The organism is Streptomyces aurantiacus JA 4570, assembly GCF_000414115.1.
GTDB lineage: Bacteria > Actinomycetota > Actinomycetes > Streptomycetales > Streptomycetaceae > Streptomyces > Streptomyces aurantiacus_A.
The window spans coordinates 141,605-160,279 of record NZ_AOPZ01000109.1; the positions used below are offsets into that span (position 1 = coordinate 141,605).

20 protein-coding genes are annotated in these 18,675 nt (G+C 73.0%); 11 read left to right on the forward strand and 9 right to left on the reverse strand.

The genetic code is table 11. The features are described from left to right. Positions 1–337: 337 nt before the first annotated feature. The 6 genes from STRAU_RS13475 (at position 338) to STRAU_RS13495 (ending at position 5,106) form a co-directional block, all read left to right on the forward strand. The gene (locus STRAU_RS13475; protein WP_016640862.1) at positions 338–1,243 is read left to right on the forward strand and encodes a sigma factor-like helix-turn-helix DNA-binding protein; all 906 of its coding nucleotides are present in this window, start codon (positions 338–340) and stop codon (positions 1,241–1,243) included. Further along, complete coding sequence (locus STRAU_RS39015; protein ID WP_016640863.1) at positions 1,227–2,090, forward strand: hypothetical protein; 864 nt, start codon at positions 1,227–1,229, stop codon at positions 2,088–2,090. The genes STRAU_RS13475 and STRAU_RS39015 overlap by 17 nt, the downstream gene beginning before the upstream one ends. Before the next feature lie 167 nt (positions 2,091–2,257). Continuing rightward, positions 2,258–2,401, forward strand: a complete 144-nt coding sequence (locus STRAU_RS41475; protein ID WP_106967908.1) for a lasso RiPP family leader peptide-containing protein — start codon at positions 2,258–2,260, stop codon at positions 2,399–2,401. 73 nt (positions 2,402–2,474) lie between these two features. Next, on the forward strand, positions 2,475–4,409 hold the full coding sequence (locus tag STRAU_RS13485) for an asparagine synthase-related protein (protein WP_016640865.1): 1,935 nt from the start codon (positions 2,475–2,477) through the stop codon (positions 4,407–4,409). After that, positions 4,409–4,672 (forward strand): lasso peptide biosynthesis PqqD family chaperone, encoded by a 264-nt coding sequence (locus STRAU_RS13490; RefSeq protein WP_016640866.1) that lies wholly within the window; start codon positions 4,409–4,411, stop codon positions 4,670–4,672. The genes STRAU_RS13485 and STRAU_RS13490 overlap by 1 nt, the downstream gene beginning before the upstream one ends. Then, on the forward strand, positions 4,669–5,106 hold the full coding sequence (locus STRAU_RS13495) for a lasso peptide biosynthesis B2 protein (protein ID WP_016640867.1): 438 nt from the start codon (positions 4,669–4,671) through the stop codon (positions 5,104–5,106). Before STRAU_RS13490 ends, STRAU_RS13495 begins: the two co-directional genes overlap by 4 nt. A 495-nt stretch (positions 5,107–5,601) precedes the next feature. Here STRAU_RS13495 and STRAU_RS13500 read toward each other — a convergent pair whose 3' ends face one another. The 6 genes from STRAU_RS13500 to STRAU_RS44660 form a co-directional block, all read right to left on the reverse strand. After that, positions 5,602–6,702: an FAD-dependent oxidoreductase gene (locus tag STRAU_RS13500; protein WP_016640868.1), complete on the reverse strand. Its 1,101-nt coding sequence runs from the start codon at positions 6,700–6,702 to the stop codon at positions 5,602–5,604. A gap of 89 nt (positions 6,703–6,791) precedes the next feature. Further along, complete coding sequence (locus tag STRAU_RS13505; RefSeq protein WP_016640869.1) at positions 6,792–8,000, reverse strand: LLM class flavin-dependent oxidoreductase; 1,209 nt, start codon at positions 7,998–8,000, stop codon at positions 6,792–6,794. A 2-nt stretch (positions 8,001–8,002) separates the two neighbouring features. After that, positions 8,003–9,067 (reverse strand): ABC transporter substrate-binding protein, encoded by a 1,065-nt coding sequence (locus tag STRAU_RS13510; RefSeq protein WP_016640870.1) that lies wholly within the window; start codon positions 9,065–9,067, stop codon positions 8,003–8,005. A 56-nt stretch (positions 9,068–9,123) separates the two neighbouring features. After that, positions 9,124–9,966, reverse strand: coding sequence for an ABC transporter ATP-binding protein (locus STRAU_RS13515; RefSeq protein WP_016640871.1), 843 nt, complete (start codon positions 9,964–9,966; stop codon positions 9,124–9,126). After that, on the reverse strand, positions 9,939–10,832 hold the full coding sequence (locus STRAU_RS13520) for an ABC transporter permease (RefSeq protein ID WP_016640872.1): 894 nt from the start codon (positions 10,830–10,832) through the stop codon (positions 9,939–9,941). The genes STRAU_RS13515 and STRAU_RS13520 overlap by 28 nt, the downstream gene beginning before the upstream one ends. 184 nt (positions 10,833–11,016) lie before the next feature. Next, entirely contained in the window at positions 11,017–11,100 is an 84-nt protein-coding gene (locus STRAU_RS44660) for a putative leader peptide (protein WP_350892797.1), read from the reverse strand. 145 nt (positions 11,101–11,245) lie between these two features. Between STRAU_RS44660 and STRAU_RS13525 the strand changes: the two genes are divergently transcribed. Next, positions 11,246–11,668, forward strand: coding sequence for a YjbQ family protein (locus tag STRAU_RS13525; protein ID WP_037659089.1), 423 nt, complete (start codon positions 11,246–11,248; stop codon positions 11,666–11,668). A gap of 143 nt (positions 11,669–11,811) precedes the next feature. On the opposite strand, the gene STRAU_RS13530 is transcribed toward STRAU_RS13525, so the two are convergent. Next, positions 11,812–12,558 (reverse strand): PP2C family protein-serine/threonine phosphatase, encoded by a 747-nt coding sequence (locus tag STRAU_RS13530; RefSeq protein WP_037659169.1) that lies wholly within the window; start codon positions 12,556–12,558, stop codon positions 11,812–11,814. A 75-nt stretch (positions 12,559–12,633) separates the two neighbouring features. Then, positions 12,634–13,515 carry an HAD-IIA family hydrolase gene (locus STRAU_RS13535; protein WP_016640876.1) on the reverse strand — a complete coding sequence of 294 codons (882 nt, stop codon included), beginning with the start codon at positions 13,513–13,515 and terminating at the stop codon, positions 12,634–12,636. Between the two features lie 144 nt (positions 13,516–13,659). Between STRAU_RS13535 and STRAU_RS13540 the strand changes: the two genes are divergently transcribed. The 3 genes from STRAU_RS13540 (at position 13,660) to STRAU_RS13550 (ending at position 17,228) form a co-directional block, all read left to right on the forward strand. Continuing rightward, entirely contained in the window at positions 13,660–15,018 is a 1,359-nt protein-coding gene (locus STRAU_RS13540; RefSeq protein WP_016640875.1) for a phosphoribosyltransferase family protein, read from the forward strand. Positions 15,019–15,176: 158 nt separating this feature from the next. Then, the gene (locus STRAU_RS13545) at positions 15,177–16,541 is read left to right on the forward strand and encodes an FAD-dependent oxidoreductase (RefSeq protein ID WP_037659091.1); all 1,365 of its coding nucleotides are present in this window, start codon (positions 15,177–15,179) and stop codon (positions 16,539–16,541) included. A 315-nt stretch (positions 16,542–16,856) separates the two neighbouring features. Then, positions 16,857–17,228, forward strand: coding sequence for an STAS domain-containing protein (locus STRAU_RS13550; RefSeq protein ID WP_016640878.1), 372 nt, complete (start codon positions 16,857–16,859; stop codon positions 17,226–17,228). A gap of 126 nt (positions 17,229–17,354) precedes the next feature. Here STRAU_RS13550 and STRAU_RS13555 read toward each other — a convergent pair whose 3' ends face one another. Continuing rightward, positions 17,355–17,741, reverse strand: a complete 387-nt coding sequence (locus STRAU_RS13555) for a DUF5997 family protein (protein WP_016640880.1) — start codon at positions 17,739–17,741, stop codon at positions 17,355–17,357. Positions 17,742–17,798: 57 nt separating this feature from the next. On the opposite strand from STRAU_RS13555, the gene STRAU_RS13560 reads away from it, so the two are divergent. After that, a complete protein-coding gene (locus tag STRAU_RS13560; protein ID WP_037659093.1) occupies positions 17,799–18,614 on the forward strand; it encodes a LysR family substrate-binding domain-containing protein in 816 nt (271 codons plus the stop codon). Positions 18,615–18,675 lie beyond the last annotated feature (61 nt).

The following is an 18,675-nucleotide window of genomic DNA, read 5'->3' on the forward strand; positions in this document are numbered from 1 at the left end:
CTGATCCTGCCCCGCCTCGATTTGGGTCAGCTTGAGTCACTGATTGTTCCCCGATCGCCAGTTTCAGTCGCCGAGGCCGCCCGAAGGTCCCATGCTGGGCTCTCGGTTCCTGAAACGAGGGCGTCCACGGGCGTCGGCGGAACCGGCTCCGAGCGCGAACACAGAGCTCTGAAGTACCTCTCCACAGCACATTACGGACGCACATGAGGAGCCTGATGAACAGGCGAGACAGGCAAGAAACGCGAGACAGGCGAGACGGGCTAGGCAAGTTAGACGAGTCGGACCAGTCGGACGAGCAGGGCCCCTTGGCGACCGCCCGGGGTGAGGAGGCCACCGGGTGAACGCCCAGCCCATGTCGCCCGGAGGCCCCCCACGCAGCAAGCGGGGCCGCAAACTCGGGCCGATCACCGCCGGCACCGGCCGCGCCCACCGCGCCTGGCTGGAGCCGCTGCGCGGGTCCTACCAGGCCAGCGGCCTGACCATCGGTCAACTCGAACGCGAGACGGGCTGGTCCCGGTCGAAGATATCCGAGCTCCTTCGCGCCGCGGGCCGCTATCCGCGCTGGGAGTTCACGCGCAGCCTGCTCACCGCGCTGCGCTGGCCCGCCCCGTCGATGGCCGACATGCGCGCGCTGTGGGCGCTCGCCGCCCGCGAGGCCAACAAGCGAACCATCTGGATCAACAACTGCCTGCAGGGGGACGGCCTGTCCGCCGACGACCGCCTTCCGCTGCACTTCGCCGCGTTCCAGGACCTGTACCGCGACGCCTACACCGGCTACGCGCTCACCTTCCTGCGCCGCCGCCCCGAGGCCCGCCGCGCCGTGAACGACGTGTTCATCCTGCTGCTCTTCCTCTGGGACGAGGCGCTGGCCAGCGACAACCCCGAACGGTTCGCCTGGCAGATCCTGCGCCAGACCGTGCTGGAACACACACCGCACCCCGACGGCAGCCCCGCCCTGGTCGAAGCCGCCTTCGACACCGTCGTCCTGCGCACGGCCGCCGACCCCGTCGCGCAGATCGAGGAGTCCATGTTCCTCTTCGACGCGTTGCGCAGGCTGCCCCCGGGCCAGCTCGACGTCATGGTGCTGCTGCATCTGCGCGGCATGGAGGAGGCAGCCGTCGCCGCCGTCCTCGGCGTCCCGCTCGCGGCTGTGCGCTCCACGGCCCGGCACGCCCGGCGCCACCTCGAAGGACGCCTCCGCACCGCCACCCAGGAGGGACACTCCGGTGACCGCAGCGATTGACGCACTGCTGGCCCGCGCCCGGCTCCTCGACGAGGCCGACACCCCCTACGACCACGTGCGCGTGCCCCGCGCCGGCACGGGCCCGGCCGTGGGACGCCTCGCGGCCACCGGCGCCGCGCTGTCCGCCGGTACCGGCTTCGCCCCCGGTGTCGTGCACGCCACCGTCTCGCCGGCGGGCCGCGCCTGGAAGGACGGCGTGGCCCGGGCGGCGGCGCGCGATCTGCGGAGCCTGTGCGAGGCGGTGGTGACGACCGCGGCGGTCACGTCGCTGAGCGACTTCCTCACCCAGGCGCTGCCCAAGCCGCCCGGGGCCCGCGTGCTCGGCTGCATCCTGCAGTTGAGCGGCGCGGAGGACTCGGCCCGCTTCTGGTGGCAGTACGCCGCGGGCGCCGGTGACACGCCCGCCACCTACTGCCTCTACCTGCACCACCTCTCCCTGGGGGAGCAGGGCGAGGCGACCTGGTGGCAGCAGCAGGCACCCTGCGCCGCCCGGCCGGCCCGCGCCTGCGACGACCCGGGCGGCGGCCCCGAACCCGGGTTCCCGCTCGACCACCCGCCCGTGCGGACGGACCGCAGCGTGCCGACGACGCTGCGCGTGCTCAGCCGGCTCAAGGTCTCCGAACGGCCGGCGGAACTGCGCGCCAGGCCCGCTGTCGTGGGCGCCGTCATGGACTACGTCGCGTCCGCCGTCAGCTACGTGGACCCCGACCTCGAACTGCCGCTGCCGCACGCCGACTTCACCGACCACATCCGCGTCCTGACGAAGCGGGCCGCCGGGGCCGCCCGATCGCCGTCGTACCGCCGTCCCCTCGCCGTGCGCCGGCGGGCGCGCTCCGACCGTGGGTGAGGTCGGCCGGGGGAGCTGTTCACAGTTGTGGTGCAAGTGGCGGTGTAGGCGGGTGAGTTGAAGGGTAGTCCGCTTTCCGGCAAGCAGTTCGAATTCTTGCCGCGCGCCACATGAGCCCTCGTGCCGAGGGCTCATTCATCTGTCAGGGCACCTACCAGGAGGAATCCATGGAAGAGCAGACGGGGATCGACGAGCGCGACACGGCCGCGAGCTACGAGCCGCCGGCCCTCATCGCCGTCGGTGAGTTCTCCGAGGACACGCTGGGCTTCGGCAACCGGTACAACGACGTTCTCGGCGAGCAGGGCTGGTAACGATCCCCCAGTCCGCCTGGCAGTCGGTTGCTGATGAGACTCATGAGATCGATGAGAACTGAGGCTGTGTGAGATGAGCGCCGGTTTCGTCGTCCTTCCGGATACGCCGGGTACGTCGTCGCTCGCCGACGCGTACCCCTTCGCGGCGCCCCGGCTGATACCTCACCCGTCAGGCCATCTGTGGCTGGTGGGGAGCTGGGAGCCGGACGAGATCCGTCAGGTGACGGTGGGGCCGGTGCGGGTGGTGGTGATCGGGCGCTGCCCGGTCACCACCGACCACCTGGAGCGACTGTGCCGACGGCTGCGCACCCTGGCCGATGTGGACGCTCTGGCACGGCAGTTGCCGGGCAGCTTCCACCTGGTGGCCGCCGTGGGGCACGCCACCCGTGTGCAGGGCAGCGTGACCGGGCTGCGGCAGGTGTTCCACACCCGCGTCGACGGCGGGATCCCGGTCGCCGCGGACCGGCCCGACGTGCTCGCGACGCTCACCGGCGCAGGTGTCGACGAGACCACGCTGGCCGTACGCGTCGTGTGCGGCGGCATGCTGCCGCCCCCGCTCGCCGACCGCAGCACCTGGTCGGGCGTGTCCACGGTGCCGCACGACCACTGCCTGACCCTGGAACCGGACGGTGCCCGCGAACGGCGCTGGTGGCAGCCGCCCAGCCCTGAACTCGGCCTGGAGGAGGGCGCGTCGGCGGTACGGGAGGCACTGCTCGGCGCCGTGGACGGAGTACGGGGGGAGGGCGGTACGGCGTACGCGGCCGGGGGCGCCGGTGCGGGTGCAGTGCCCTTCGCGGGCGGCGGGCTCAGTGCCGACATGTCGGGCGGCATGGATTCGACCTCCTTGGCTTTCCTCGCCGCACGGCACACCCCCGGCCTGCTCACGTTCCGCTGGGCCGAGGCCGAGGCGGGCAACGACGACGCCCGCTTCGCCGCGCACGCGGCGCGCGAACTGCCCGGCGCGCGCCACCTGGTGGTGGCCCAGGGCGAACTCCCCCCGGTCTTCACCGACCCGGCCGCCCTCGCCGACACCGAACGGCCCTACCTCTACACCCGCACCCAGGCCCGGATGCGGCACACCGCGCGCGTCCTGGCCGATCACGGATCGCGGCACCATCTGGCGGGCCACGGCGCCGACGAACTCTTCGGCCGCATGCCCGGCTATCTGCACCGCCTCGCCCGGCGCCACCCCCTCACCATGCTCCGGCACCTGCGCGGCAGCCGGGCGCTCGCCCGCTGGCCGCTGGCGGGCTGCCTCGCCCAGCTCGCCCGCGACGAGAGCATCGCCCAGTGGTGGCGCGCCCAGGCCGACAGCCTCACGAGCCCGCCGCCGCCCGCCCGACTCCCTTCGCTGAGCTGGGGACTCGCCCCGCTGCGCGCGCCCGCCTGGGCCACCGACGCCGCCGTCGACGTGGCCCGCACCGCCCTGCGCGCCGCCGCCGAGGACGCCCGCCCCTTCGCCGAGGACCGGGGCCGGCACCAGTGCCTCGCGGCGCTGCGGATCACCTCGCCCGCGTACCGCCAGGTGGCCCGCCTGTTCGCCGCCGAAGGCGTCCGGCTGCACCAGCCCTTCCTGGACGACCGGGTCGTCGAGGCGGTCCTGGCCGTGCGTCCGCACGAACGCATCTCGCCGTGGCAGTACAAGCCACTGCTCGCCCGCTCCCTGCGCGGCATCGTCCCGGACGTGATCCTGGACCGCACCACCAAGGGCGACTTCAGCGAGGACCTGCGGGTCGGCCGGAAACGGAACCTCGAGGCGATCCTGGACGTGTTCGCGGGGGCGTCTGCCATCGGAGCCGGAGCCGGAGCCGGAGCCGGAGACGCATCCGCGTCCGCAGACTCCGGATCCGCCCTCGCCGCCCTGGGAATCATCGATCCCGCGGCGGTCCGCGCCTACCTCCTCGCCCCGCAGGCCGACTCCTCCCGTGACATCGCCGTCGAACAGCTTCTGGGCTGTGAGTCCTGGGCCCGCGCCGCACGCCGACCACTACCTCTTGCGAGGTCCTGATGACCCTGACCCTGCACCCCGACGTCTCCCTCGCCGAGACCGACGACGGCGCCGTCCTGCTCCACCAGCGCACCGGCCGCTACTGGCAGCTCAACCCCACCGGAGTCCTGGTCCTCAAGCAGCTCCTCGACGGCCACACCCACGACCGGGCCGCCCAGGAGCTGACCGCGCGCCACCGCGCCGCCCCCGATGCCGCACACCGCGACGTGTCCCGCCTCGTGGACGAGTTGCGCGCGGCCCGCATCGTGGTGGAGTCGCGGTGAGCGCCCCCGTCGCCCTGTCCGCCCGGGACCGGCTGCCCTTGCACCGCCGGGCGCTGCCCCTGCTCGCGGTGTGGGTGGCCCGGCTGCTGGCGGGCCGCCGCCCGGCACGGGTGCGGGCGGTGCTTGAGTTCCTGCGCCGCGGGGCCGGGCCCGCCACGGCCGAACAGACTGCCGCGGCGCGGCGTGACATCGTGTCCGTCAGCCTGCGCTGCGCCGGCCAGGCATGCCTGCAACGGTCCATCGCGACGGCCCTGCTGTGCCGCGGCCGCGGGGTGTGGCCGACGTGGTGCACGGGGGTGCGGACCAGCCCGTTCCAGGCCCACGCGTGGGTCGAGGCCGAGGGCGGGCCGGTGGGGGAGCCGCATCCGGCGGGGCACTACCGCACGCTGCTCGCGGTTCCGCCGGTCAAGTCCCCGGCCACCAAGGGAAGCTGACTCGCCGCTACAGGGGGGACGCGGATAGGCGGCCATCTGTGGTGCGCGCCGGACGGCGAGGCCCGGGTGGCGGGAAAGGGACTGCGTTCCGTGCTTGCGCGTGCCTCAATGCGCTGACCCTGCTGCGGTCGTACGTGCGTGCGCTGTAGCGGTGCTCGCTCGGACTGGTTACCGTCTGAGGCAGAGGCAGTGCCCGTGCTGAGACCCCGCATGGTGGCTGTGCCTCTTGGCTCCCAGACCTCGGGCCGCTGATCAGGACAGGACGGCCGCAGACGGCCGGAGCCCTCGAATCCTTGCAGCGGATACAGGGGCCCGGCTTCCCGTCCTCCCAGCCGTTCCTGGGGCGACTCCCGCGTGCCCCAGCAGGGAGGACACACCGGCGCGGGGACACTTGCGGAGGGGAGCCGCAATGTCCCCGCGCCGGACGGACGTTCGGCCGCCGATGTCGCCGCCGCACACCTCGTACGCCGTGCCTGCGAGGGAGTTGACCGCGCCTCACCCGGCCGCGACCGGCACCCCCTCCAGGAGCCGCACGATGTCCCGCACGGCCGCCCGCCCCGCCCGGTTGGCGCCGATGGTGCTGGCCGACGGCCCGTACCCGACCAGGTGGACCCGGCGATCGGCGGCCGCCCGCGTACCGTCCATGCGGATCCCGCCGCCGGGCTCCCGCAGCCGCAGCGGGGCCAGATGCTCGATCGCCGCGCGGAACCCGGTCGCCCAGAGGATGACGTCGGCCTCGACGTGCCGCCCGTCGTCCCACTCCACGCCGCTCGGGGTGATCCGGTCGAACATCGGGAGGCGGTCCAGGACGCCGCTCGCGCGTGCCTCACGCACCGCGTCGTTGACCGGAAGGCCGGTGACCGACACCACGCTCAGCGGCGGCAGCCCCTGCCGCACGTGCTCCTCGACCATCGCGACGGCGGCCCGGCCGCGGTCCTCGTCGAAGGGGCCTTCGGCGAAGACGGGCGGGCGCCGCGTCACCCACCAGGTCTCGGCGGCGTACGGCGCGATCTCCATCAGGTGCTGGGTACCGGAGGCGCCACCGCCCACGACGATCACGCGCTGCCCGCGGAACGCCTCGGGACCGGGGTAGATCGCGGTGTGCAGCTGCCGGCCGCGGAAGGTGTCCTGCCCGGGGTAGCGCGGCCAGAAGGGCCGGTCCCAGGTGCCGGTGGCGTTGATCAGCGCCCGCGTCGACCAGTTCCCCGCGGAGGTCTCGACGAGCAGCCGCCCGTCCTCGCCCTCGCTGACGCGGTGTACGTCGACGGGGCGTCGTACGCGCAGATCGAACCGTCGCTCGTACGCGTCGAAATACGCGCCGATGACCTCCGACGACGGCCGCTCCGGGTCCGCGCCCGTCAGCTCCATGCCCGGCAGGGCGTGCATGCCGTGCACCTTGCCGTACGTCAGGGAGGGCCACCGGAACTGCCACGCGCCGCCCGGCCGCGGCGCGTGGTCCAGGACGACGAAGTCCCGCTCCGGCTCGAAGCCCCTGCGCCGCAGGTGGTAGGCGCTGGACAGGCCCGCCTGACCAGCGCCGATCACCACCACGTCCACGTCGGTGACGCCCGCGTCTCGTACCCCGATGTCGTTCACGCTTCTACTAACTACGACAGGGGCCGAGATCTTCCCCGGACCCCGGACCGCAGGTCCCGCGCCCAGCGCGCTGTGTTCGGCGGCCGCGCTCAGCGCCCCCCGCCCACCAGCAGCGGCGCGCCGCCCGGAGCCGACGCGGGCCGCCCGTTCGCCGCCGGGACCCCGGACAGCGGCGAGGCCGGGATGCGCGGCAGGAGCCCGCGCGCCGCGAGGTCGGGGATCACGCCCTCGCCGAACCAGTACGCCTCCTCCAGGTGCGGATAGCCGGACAGGACGAAGTGCTCGACGCCGAGCGCGTGGTACTCCTCGATCCGGTCGGCCACCTCCGCGTGGCTGCCCACCAGGGCCGTGCCCGCACCGCCCCGGACCAGGCCGACGCCCGCCCACAGGTTCGGCGAGATCACCAGGTCGTCGCGGGAGCCGCCGTGCAGCGCGAGCATCCGCTGCTGGCCCACCGACTCGCTGCGGCCGAGCGCCTCCTGCGCGGCGGCGACGGTGTCCGCGTCGAGGTCGTCGAGCAGCCGGGCCGCCGTCGCCCAGGCTTCGGCGGAGGAGTCGCGGGAGATGGTGTGCAGCCGGATGCCGAAGCGCACCGTGCGGCCCTCCGCCTCGGCGAGCCCGCGGATCCAGTCGATCTTCTGCTTCACCTGCTCGGGCGGCTCGCCCCAGGTCAGATACACATCCGTGTGCCGGGCCGCCACCGGGCCCGCGGCCGCCGACGACCCACCGAAGAAGATCTCCGGCAGCGGGTCCGGAGGCAGCGCGGTGAGACCGCCCTCGACCTGGTAGTGCGCGCCGTCGAAGTCGTACGGCTCGCCGCGCCACACGCCTCGTACCACGGAGAGGAACTCGTCGGTCCGGGCGTAGCGCCGGTCGTGGTCCAAGTGGTCGCCGAACCGCCGCTGTTCGGTGGAGTCGCCGCCCGTCACGACGTTGAGCAGCAGCCGCCCGCGGGTGATGCGCTGGTACGTCGCCGCCATCTGCGCGGCCAGCACCGGCGATATGACCCCGGGCCGGAACGCCACCAGGAACTTCAGGCGTTGCGTGTGCTGGGCGAGCGCGACGGTGGTGAGCCACGCGTCCTCGCACCACGTGCCGGTCGGGGTCAGCACGGCCTCGAAGCCCACCTGCTCGGCGGCCTTGGCGATCTGCGCCAGATACTCGATGTCGGGGGCACGCACGCCGCTCACCGGCGTGACGCGGGAGCGCTTGACGCCGCCGTCGGTGTAGGCGTGCCGGTCCACGAGGGTGCGGCCGTCGCCGCCCGTCGGCAGGAACCAGTGGAGGTGCACGGTCATGCTCAGGACTCCTTGTAGGTGCGGGGCGGGGTGGTGGAGGGCGGCAGCGAGCCGTTGAACCGGGTGTCGGTGAACTCGCCGAAGTCGACGCGGCGCGGGATGAGCTTCAGGCGGGCGAAGGTGTCGACGATTCTCTGCTCGGAGTCGACGGCGTTCCGGTCGACGGCGACCGGGACGCGGGTGCCGTTGGTGCGCTTGACGGCGTCGAGCGCCACCTCGTACGGCAGGCCGGTGTCCTTCGCCCAGACCTTCGCCCACGCCTCGGGGTGCTTGAAAACCCAGTCCTGGGCCTTGCGCAGGCGCCGCAGATAGTCGTCGATCGCCGCGGCCTTCTTCTTGTCCTTGAGCGCGCCGGGCGAGGCGACCTGGAAGCTGAGCCCGTTGACGACGCCCTCGCCGTCGGTGAGGACCCGGCCCTTGCCGCCGCGCAACACCTGTGAGGTGTACGGGTCCCACACCGCCCACGCGTCCACCTTGCCGCCGGTGAACGCCGCGAGCGCGTCGGCGGGTTGGAGGTATTTCACGTCGACGTCCTTGAGGGTGAGTCCCGCCTTCTTGAGGGAGGCGATCAGTTGGTAGTGCGCGGACGAGCCCTGCGCCACGGCCACGGACTTGCCCTTCAGGTCGGCCGTCCGGCGGAAGTCCGAGTCCTTCGGTACGACGATCGCCTCCCCGTGCGCGGTGCCGTGTGTCGCCGCCACCACGGAGATCTTCGAGCCCGCGCCCGCGGCGAACACCGGCGGCGTGTTGCCGACCGCGCCGATGTCGACGGCCTTGGCGTTCACGGCCTCGAGCAGCGGCGGCCCGGACGTGAAGGTCGACCACTTGATCTTGTACGTCAGGTCGTCGAGCTCTCCCGCGGCGCGCAGCACCGCCTCCGAACCGCCCTTCTGGTCACCGACGTTGAGGGTCAGCGACCCCTTGCCGTCGGTGTTGCCGCCGCCGAGGCCGCCGCTGGAGGTGCCGGCGGAGGAGGACCCGGCGCAGGCGGCGAGCGTGAGGGAGAGGGGGAGGAGCAGGAGCGGGACGAGGTGTGGGCGTCGGCGGCGGTGGGGCGGGCGTGGCATGGGCGGAGGTCCGTTCTTCGGGGGAGAGGCGAGTGGGGCGAGGTGGGGGAGGGCGCTCAGGCGGCCTTGGAGGGCGCGGCGGGCGCGGCGGACGGGGCCTCGACGCCCAGGCGTTCGAGGAGGCCGGTGCGCAGCGCGGCGAAGCGGGGGTCGGCGATGTCGCGCGGCCGCGGCAGATCGACGCGCTGCTCGTGGGCGATGACCCCGTCGTCCATGACGAGGACACGGTCCGCGAGCAGCACCGCCTCCTCCACGTCATGGGTGACGAGCAGGACGGCGCAGCCGCGGCGCTGCCACAACTCGTCCACCAGACGCTGCGCCTTGACGCGGGTCAGCGCGTCCAGGGCGCCGAACGGCTCGTCCAGGAGCAGCAGATCCGGCTCGCGCACCAGCGCGCGGGCCAGCGAGGCGCGCTGCGCCTCGCCGCCGGACAGCGTCTTGGGCCAGGCGTGGGACCGGTGGCTGAGGCCCACCTCCTCCAACGCGCGCTCGGCGACGGCCCGTTCGGGCTTGCCGGGCAGGCCGAGGAGGACGTTGCGCCACACCCGTTTCCAGGGCATGAGGCGCGGCGCCTGGAACGCGACGGCCTTGCGGCGCGGCACCAGCGCGGTGCCCTCGATGTCGCGGTCGAGGCCGGCCAGGATCCGCAGGAGCGTGGACTTCCCGCAACCACTGCGCCCCAGCAGGGCCACGAACTCCCCGGCGCGTATGTCGAGTTGGAGCCGGTCGATGACGGGACGGCCGTCGAAGGCACGGGTGAGGCCGTCGACGCGTACGACGGTGGGGGCCGAGGCGGTGGGCGTGGAACCCGCGGTGTCCGTCGTGCCCGCGGTGTCCTGGGAAGCTGTGTCGGCCCGGTGGGGTGTGCCGGTCACCGGCCGGTGAACGTCGGTCGCCATTGCAGCAACAGCCTTTCGAGAGTGCGTACCACGAAGTCGGCGAGCAGGCCGAGGAAGGCGTAGACGATCAGGCAGACGACGATCACGTCGGTCCGCAGGAAGTCGCGCGCCTGCACCATCAGGAAGCCGATGCCGGCGTCGGCGTTGATCTGTTCGGCGAAGACGAGGGCGAGCCAGGCGATGCCGAGGGAGTAGCGAAGGCCGGTCATCGCGCCGGGCAGCGCGCCCGGCAGGATCACATGCCGCACGAGTCCCCACCGTGAGAGCCCCAGGGACTCCCCGGCCTCGATGAGCTGGGAGTCGACGCCGCGGATGCCGGCATACACGTTCAGATAGAGCGGAAACGAGACGCCGAGCGTGATGATGGCGACCTTGGGTGCCTCGCCGATGCCGAACCAGATGATGAACAGCGGGATCAGCCCCACGAACGGCACCGTCCGCAGCATCTGCACGCTGGCGTCGACGAGGTCCTCGCCGATCCGGAAGAGACCGGAGACGAGCGCGAGCCCCGTGCCCACGAGCGTGCCGAGCAGCAGCCCGATCGCGACGCGCTGCAGGGACACGCCCATGGCCGAGGTCAGCGAACCGTCCTCGACGAGATCCCCCGCGACGCGGGCGATGGTTTCCGGGGAGGCGAGCACGTCGCTGGTCAACACCCCGGTGGCGCTGAGGAGTTGCCAGAGCCCGAGCAGCAGCAGCGGGCCGGTGGTGCGGCGCAGCCAGCGGGGGACGCGGGCGCGGCGGGAGGAAGAGGGGACGAGGGCGACGAGTTCGGGCTGTTCGCCCGGCGCGGGGCCGGGCGCGGAGGGCCGCTCTTTTCCTGATATGTCGGATGCCGGTTGCGGCGGGGCATGACTGATGCTCATGGCGCTCCAGGGCGGGCGGAGTTGGGCGCAGGGGAGGGGGCGCCTCACGGCCGCGAGAGCACCGCGCGTCCACCAGGGCGGGACGGGCTCACGAGCGGCGGCCGAAGGCGAGGAGAGCCGGGGCGGCGCGGCGAAGGCCGCAGGCGTTACGGCGAAAACCGGAGAGCGAGAAGGAGAGAGGGCGTCAGCAGCCGCGACGACACGCGGAAGAGGCCACCCGCAGCAGGTCGATGTGACCGCGCGAAGTGAGCAGGGCTGAACGCAACATGCGGCAGAACGTAGCGATCACATCGGCGCACGGTCAATGGCGTCTCGCGGAATGGACGCTTCGTATCACTCCTTGGGTGAGCCCTCGCATCGGGCGCGCTGCGGGCGCCGCCCCGGCGCGGCCGGACTGGGGCAGGATGGGAGACATGTCCGACGCCTTCACCACCCGCATCCTCAACGTCACGACCGGCTCGGCGGAGACGGTCGTCGACCTCACGCACGAGTGCGAGAGCTTCCTGCGCGAGGCGGCCCGCGGTCGCGACGGCCTCCTGAACATCTTCGTCCCGCACGCCACGGCGGGCGTAGCCGTCCTGGAGACCGGCGCGGGCAGCGACAGCGATCTGCTCGCCGCCCTGCACACGCTGCTCCCGGCCGACGACCGCTGGCAGCACCGCCACGGCAGCCCCGGCCACGGCCGCGACCACGTCCTGCCGGCCTTCATCGCCCCGCACGCCACGCTGCCGGTGGTCGGCGGCAGCCTGGAACTCGGCACGTGGCAGTCGGTCTGCCTGGTCGACACGAACAAGGACAACCCGGACCGGCAGGTGCGGTTGAGCTTCTTGGGCTGACGACTGGCCTGTGCTGACGACTGGCCGGTCGGGCCGGTGGCCGGTGGCCGGTGGCCGGTGGCCCGGTGGCCGGTGGCCGGTGGCCGGTGGCCGGTGGTGCCGATGGTCGGTGCTGCCGTTCAACCACCGGTGTCGCCGATCCGCTAGTCGTTGACGTCGATCAACGCGAGGGTGATGTTGTCCGGCCCGCCGGCCTCGATCGCGGACTTCCACAGTTCGAACGCCGCCCGGCCGCCGTCGTGGGCCCGCAGCACCTCGTCGAGCGTGTCGTCGGGCACGGGGTCGGTCAGGCCGTCGGTACACACCAGGAAGCGGTCCCCCGTGCCGAGAGGGGCCGTGCTGACGTGGGGTGTGATCGCTGTGAACCGCGGAGCGCCGCCGAGTGCCTGCGTGACGATCGACGTGGTGCGCCGGCCGGGCGCGAGCGGCGGACTGTCGTCGACGCTCAGCCGGTGGAGCGTCGAGCGGTCGGCACTCACATCGAGCACTCTGCTGTCGCCGACGTTGAACACCAGCAGTTCCTCCGCGAGGACCACGACACCCGCGACCGTCGTCCCCATGGTGGCCAGCTCCGGATCACGGTCGGCGGCCGCGTACACGGAGCGGTTGATGACGTCGAGGGCTTCGCTCACGGCGCGCTCGCTGTCCAGCGTGGGCCCGAGCGACGCCAGGTGTCGCACGACGAGGCCGCTGGCCACCTCCCCGGCCGGCTGGCCGCCGATGCCGTCGGCGACCGCGACGACGAGCGGGGAACCGAGCGGAAACCCCAGCGTCTGCGGGTTCTCGGTCATGGTTCCGCACAGCGTCCACGGCCCGATGACCAGGCTGTCCTCGTTGTGATCGCGCACGAGCCCCGGGTGGCTCACGGCAGTGACCGTCACGTACGGCATCGCCATCCCGCCCTTCCGACAGACATGGCGGGGCTGTTCCGCACCTCCATTGTCGCGCCGCGAGCCGCCGCGGGCTCAGTCGGAGGTCGTGGCCGGGCGGTCCAGGAGGCCGGGCAGGTCGGCGAAGGAGTCGAGCACGTGGTCCGGCGTGCCGGTCGCCGTCCGGAGGGTCTCGGGCAGGAACTTGCCGGTCCTGACGAGGACGCCGGTGATTCCGGCGCGCTGGGCGGCGAGGACGTCGGACTCGACGTCGTCGCCGACCATGAGCGTCGCGGACGGATCGGCGCCGAGATGGGCGAGCGCGGCGGCGAAGAACGCCTCCGCCGGCTTGCCGGTCACCTCCGCCTCCACCCCGGCTGCCCGCTCCAGGCCCAGCAGGTAGGCGCCCGTGTCGAGGTCGAGGCCGTCGGCGGTACGCCAGTAGAGGTTCCGGTGCATCGCCACGAGGCGGGCTCCGCGCCGCAGGTGCCGGAAGACGCGGTTGAGGGCCGCGTAGTGGAACTCGCTGCCGGCACCGCCGATGACGACCACATCCACGTCCACGTCTCCGCCCGGGTCCGGCCTCGTGCCCGAGTCCGGCCCCGCGTCCGGGCCCAGGCCCACGTCCGGATCCGTCTGCGCGTCGTCGACGAGCGTCACGCCCGTCAGGTCGTCCCGGATGTCACCGGCGTTGAGCAGCAGACACCGGGCGCCCGGGTAGTGCTCGCGCAGATGCGCGGCGGTGACGGCGGGTGCCGTGAGGATGTCGTCCACGGTGACGGGGAACCCCGCCCCGGCGAGGCGCGCGGCGATCGAGGCGCGGGTCCGCGAGGTCGTGTTGGTGACCAGCGCGAAGGGAAGTCCGGCGGCGCGCAGCCGCTCCAGGGCCGCCACGGCCCCGGGCAGCGGCTCCCAGGAGACGGTGAGCACGCCGTCGATGTCGATCAGGACTGCGCCGACCGCGCCGACTCGTTCCATGCGACCGACGGTATCCACCCGGGCGCGGCCTCGCAGCGGGTACGGAATCCGCTGTACACCGGCCCCCGGTTGCGAAACGCCGCGAGCAGCGTTAGGCCAGAGATACGGATGTGTCTTCCCCTTCCCCTGCTGAGAGCGAACGCTGTGATCTTCGCCGACCGTGTGGACGCCGGGCGCCGCCTCGCCGAAGCGGTGCGGCACCTGCGGGAGGACAGCCCGGTCGTCCTGGGCCTGCCCAGGGGCGGCGTGCCGGTGGCCTTCGAGGTGGCGCGGGCGCTCGGCGCCCCGCTCGATGTGATCGTGGTCCGCAAGCTCGGCGTCCCCCACCAGCCGGAACTGGGGTTCGGCGCGATCGGCGAGGGCGGCGTGCGGGTCATCAGCGACGAGATCGTGCGCCACTGCGGCATCCGGCCGGCGGAGATCGAGGCGGTCGAGCACGCGGAGGAACGGGAGCTGCTGCGGCGGGCGCGCCGGTATCGCGACGGCCGGTCGCGGGTGGCGGTCGAAGGGCGGGCGGTGCTCGTCGTGGACGACGGCATCGCGACCGGAGCCACGGCCGCGGCAGCCTGCCGGGTCGCACGGGCGCAGGGCGCGGCCCGCGTGGTGCTCGCCGTGCCGACGGCACCGGCGGACACGGTGGCCCGGTTGCGGGAGGTGGCGGACGAGGTGGTGTGCCTGTCCACGCCGGAGCAGTTCGGCTCCGTGGGCCAGTGGTACCGGGACTTCACGCAGACCACCGACGACGAAGTCAGCGCGCGCCTGGCGTCGGCGACGACTGCCCGGCCGCCCGGGCATCCGGCCCCGGTCGCGGCCGAGGTGGACATCGAGGTCGAGGTGGACGCGGCCGGGGCCGGGGTCCGGCTGGCCGGGGACCTCACCGTGCCGGAGGGCGCCCCCGCGGTGGTGATGTTCGCCCACGGCTCCGGCAGCAGCCGGCACAGCCCGCGCAACCGGTCGGTGGCGTCGGCGCTGCGCGAGGCGGGCCTCGGGACCCTCCTCTTCGACCTGCTCACGCCGGCCGAGGAGGCCGACCGCGCGAACGTCTTCGACGTCGACACCCTGGCCGCGAGGCTGCTGGGGGCCACCCGCTGGGTGCGGGAGCGCGTGTCCGTACCGATCGGCTACTTCGGAGCCAGCACCGGGGCCGCGGCGGCGCTGCGGGCGGCCGCAGAGGACGGGGCCGATGGGTCCGTGGGTGCCGTGGTGTCCCGCGGCGGACGGCCCGATCTCGCCGCGCCCCGTCTCGGCGACGTACGCGCGCCGACCCTGCTGATCGTCGGCGGGCAGGACACGACGGTGCTCGACCTCAACCGGGCCGCCCAGGCGGAGCTGCGCTGCGAGAACCGGCTGGAGATCGTTCCGGGAGCCACACACCTCTTCGAGGAACCCGGAGCTCTCGACCGGGTCGCCGAACTCGCCCGGGAGTGGTTCACCAGGCACTTGACGACGGACCGCGGCCGCCCCGGCTCTCCGGGCCCCGGGGCCGGACCCCGGCGGGCCTGAGGGCGTAGAGCGACGGGCCCGAGGGCGTAGAGCGACGGGGCCCGAGGGCGTAGAGCGACGGGCCCGAGGGCGTAGAGCCGACCCGATCAATGACTTAGGCTTGCCTTAGTTTAGGCTTCCCGTCGAGTCAGTCGCCACCGCTCGAAGGGAATCTGATCGTGTCTCGCCCTGTGCGGGTAGCCATCGTCGGAGCCGGCCCCGCCGGCATCTACGCCGCCGACGCGCTGCTGAAATCCGAGGTGGCCGTCGACCCCGGCGTCTCCATCGACCTCTTCGAGCGGATGCCGGCGCCGTTCGGCCTGATCCGCTACGGCGTCGCCCCCGACCACCCGCGGATCAAGGGCATCATCACGGCCCTGCACCAGGTGCTCGACAAGCCCCAGATCCGCCTCTTCGGCAACGTCGACTACCCGCGGGACATCAGCCTGGACGACCTGCGCACCTTCTACGACGCGGTGATCTTCTCCACCGGGGCGACGGCCGACCGGGCGCTGGACATACCCGGCATCGACCTCGACGGCTCGTACGGCGCGGCGGACTTCGTCTCCTGGTACGACGGACACCCGGACGTGCCGCGCACCTGGCCGCTGGAGGCGGAGAAGGTCGCGGTCCTCGGCGTCGGCAACGTCGCCCTCGACGTGGCCCGCATCCTCGCCAAGACGGCGGACGAGCTGCTGCCGACGGAGATCCCCGCCAACGTCCACGAGGGCCTGAAGGCCAACAAGGCGCTGGAAGTGCACGTCTTCGGCCGCCGTGGCCCCGCGCAGGCGAAGTTCTCCCCGATGGAGCTGCGGGAGCTCGACCACTCCCCGAACATCGAGGTCATCGTCGACCCGGAGGACATCGACTACGACGACGGCTCGATCGCGACCCGGCGCGGCAACAAGCAGGCCGACATGGTCGCCAAGACCCTGGAGAACTGGGCGATCCGCGACATCGGTGACCGCCCGCACAAGCTGTTCCTGCACTTCTTCGAGTCGCCCGCCGAGATCCTCGGCGAGGACGGCAAGGTCACCGGCCTGCGCACCGAGCGCACCGCCCTCGACGGCACCGGCAACGTCAAGGGCACCGGCACCTTCAAGGACTGGGACGTCACCGCGGTCTACCGCGCCGTGGGCTACCTCTCCGACGAACTGCCCAAGCTGCCCTGGGACGTCGAGTCGGGCACGGTGCCGGACCGGGCCGGCCGGGTGATCGAGGAGACCGGCGAGCACCTGCAGTCGACGTACGTCACGGGCTGGATCCGGCGCGGCCCCGTGGGGCTGATCGGCCACACCAAGGGCGACGCCAACGAAACGGTCGCCAGCCTCCTCGACGACCACGCGAACGGCCGGCTGCACACGCCTGCCGCGCCCGACCCGGAGGCCGTGGACGCGTTCCTCGGCGAGCGGAACGTCCGCTTCACCACGTGGGAGGGCTGGTACCGCCTGGACGCCGCGGAGAAGGCGCTGGGCGAGCCCCAGGGCCGGGAGCGCGTGAAGATCGTCGAGCGGGAGGACATGCTGGACGCGAGCGGCGCGTAGCCCGCCGCCCCCTCCTGGAGGGATCCGTCACGGGGCGGCTCGCGTGCTGCGGTGGCTGTGGGGCCCAGGGCCGGGCCCCACAGAGCCCACTCCCCGCGCTGATGCCGGTGTGAGCCGTGCTCCTGCACGTGTCAGCGGTTATCGGTCAACTCTTGTTTAATGCAGGGCAGTTGCATTATTCTCCGCGCGACGGGTATGCCAAGGGCAAGAACTTGCCACCCCTGTCCCCGGTGGCGACAGTTCAACGCACAGACCCCGCCGGTGATCGCACAGGCTCACCCCGGAGCCGCACTCACGGTGCCATGAGGGGGAACGATGCTCGAGGACCATGCCGAGTTCGGCCTCCGCGCCCACGTACGGCAGGAGCGGCTGGTGGTCGTCTTCTGGGGTGAGCTGGACATCCTCGCGGACGAGGTGCTCGCCGCCCCGCTCGCCCGGCTCACCCGGGAGAGCCGCCGTGACCTCGTCCTCGACCTGCGGGCGGTGACGTTCCTCGACTGCGGCGGCCTGACCCTGCTGTGCCGCGCCCGCGACGAGGCGCGGCGGCGTCAGGCGGGCGTGGCCCTCGTTGTCGACAACCCGTTCTTCCGCAAGATCCTTGGTCTTGCCGGACTGAGGGACGCGTTCGACATCGCCGGGGATCTGGAGACGGCGCTCATGACGGGGGCGAAGGGGTCGCCTGTGTGAGGCGCCCGTGTGAGGCGCTTGTGTGCGGCGGCGGGGCCGACGGCCCGGCCGCCCCGGCTCCCGTTCATGGCGCGTCAGCCCTTCACCGCGCGTCAGCGCCTCACCGCGTCAGCCCCTCGTCGCGCGTCAGCCCTGCTCGCTCTCGCGCTGCTTCTCCTTCAGGCGCGCCGACTCCTTGCGGACCTCGGCCTGCGTGGCGCGCTCCCGGCGCAGCCATCCCGGGTCCTCCGACTTGAGGGCCTCGATCTGCTCGGTGGTGAGCGGGTCCGTGATGCCGCCGCGCGCGAGTCCCGAGATGGACACGCCGAGCTTCGCGGCGACCACCGGGCGCGGGTGCGGGCCGTCGCGGCGCAGGTCCCGCAGCCACTGGGGCGGGTCGGCCTGCAGCGCGTTGAACTCGGCCCGGGAGACCACGCCCTCCTGGAACTCGGCGGGGGTGGCCTCGAGGTACACACCCAGCTTCTTCGCCGCGGTCGCGGGCTTCATGGTCTGGGTGCTCTGGTGCGACGTCATGTGACCAGGGTATCGAGCGCCTGAGCGACCTCCGACCACGCCGGGTAGCCTGGCGGGGTGACAGGCTCGGAAGTTTCCTCTTCGTTCCGGCTCGCCTATGTCCCGGGGGTGACACCCGCGAAGTGGGTGCGTGTCTGGAACGAGCGGCTGCCCGACGTCCCCCTGACCCTCGTCCCCGTGGCCCCGGCCGACGCGGACGGCGCGCTGCGGGACGGCTCCGCCGACGCCGGCCTGGTCCGGCTTCCGGTCGACCGGACGGTCCTGAGCGCCATCCCCCTGTACACGGAGACGACCGTGGTCGTCGTCCCCAAGGACCACCTTGTGACGGCGGCCGACGAGGTCGGCCTCGCGGACCTGGCCGACGAGATCGTGCTCCACCCCCTCGACGACACTCTCGCCTGGGAGGCCCTGCCCGGCCGGCCCGCGCTCGAGCGCCCCGCCACCACGGCCGACGCGATCGAGCTGGTGGCCGCGGGCATCGGTGTGCTCGTCGTGCCGCAGTCGCTCGCCCGCCTGCACCACCGCAGGGACCTCACGTACCGGCCGCTGACCGACGCCCCCCAGTCGAGCGTCGTGCTTTCGTGGCCGGAGGACGCCACCACCGACCTGGTGGAGGAGTTCATCGGCATCATCCGCGGCCGGACCGTCAACAGCACGCGCGGCCGCCGTGCCCAGACCGCGCAGGCCGCGCAGGCCCCGCAGCCTGCGAAGTCGAAGCGGGCGTCGGGCAAGGCCACGACCCGCAAGACGTCCTCGGGGAAGCCCTCCTCCGGTAAGGCCGCGGCCGGGAAGGCGTCCGCGGGCAAGAACGCGCGGCGCGGCACCGGCGGAGCCCAGGGCGGCAAGCGCGGCAAGCCCCGCCGCCGCTCGTAGCGGCCACGGGGCCCGGCCCACCCGACACCGGGGCCCCCACGCCCCCTTGCGGCAGCTTGTG

Bases quoted from the DNA above. Each gene is read 5' to 3' on its own strand.
- STRAU_RS44660 (WP_350892797.1), bottom strand. From the start codon at position 11,100: ATGTTGCGTTCAGCCCTGCTCACTTCGCGCGGTCACATCGACCTGCTG.
- STRAU_RS13510 (WP_016640870.1), bottom strand. From the start codon at position 9,067: ATGCCACGCCCGCCCCACCGCCGCCGACGCCCACACCTCGTCCCGCTC.
- STRAU_RS13505 (WP_016640869.1), bottom strand. From the start codon at position 8,000: ATGACCGTGCACCTCCACTGGTTCCTGCCGACGGGCGGCGACGGCCGC.
- STRAU_RS13520 (WP_016640872.1), bottom strand. From the start codon at position 10,832: ATGAGCATCAGTCATGCCCCGCCGCAACCGGCATCCGACATATCAGGA.
- STRAU_RS13530 (WP_037659169.1), bottom strand. From the start codon at position 12,558: ATGCCGTACGTGACGGTCACTGCCGTGAGCCACCCGGGGCTCGTGCGC.
- STRAU_RS13490 (WP_016640866.1), top strand. From the start codon at position 4,409: ATGACCCTGACCCTGCACCCCGACGTCTCCCTCGCCGAGACCGACGAC.
- STRAU_RS13535 (WP_016640876.1), bottom strand. From the start codon at position 13,515: ATGGAACGAGTCGGCGCGGTCGGCGCAGTCCTGATCGACATCGACGGC.
- STRAU_RS13525 (WP_037659089.1), top strand. From the start codon at position 11,246: ATGTCCGACGCCTTCACCACCCGCATCCTCAACGTCACGACCGGCTCG.
- STRAU_RS13515 (WP_016640871.1), bottom strand. From the start codon at position 9,966: ATGGCGACCGACGTTCACCGGCCGGTGACCGGCACACCCCACCGGGCC.
- STRAU_RS13550 (WP_016640878.1), top strand. From the start codon at position 16,857: ATGCTCGAGGACCATGCCGAGTTCGGCCTCCGCGCCCACGTACGGCAG.
- STRAU_RS13485 (WP_016640865.1), top strand. From the start codon at position 2,475: ATGAGCGCCGGTTTCGTCGTCCTTCCGGATACGCCGGGTACGTCGTCG.
- STRAU_RS13555 (WP_016640880.1), bottom strand. From the start codon at position 17,741: ATGACGTCGCACCAGAGCACCCAGACCATGAAGCCCGCGACCGCGGCG.
- STRAU_RS41475 (WP_106967908.1), top strand. From the start codon at position 2,258: ATGGAAGAGCAGACGGGGATCGACGAGCGCGACACGGCCGCGAGCTAC.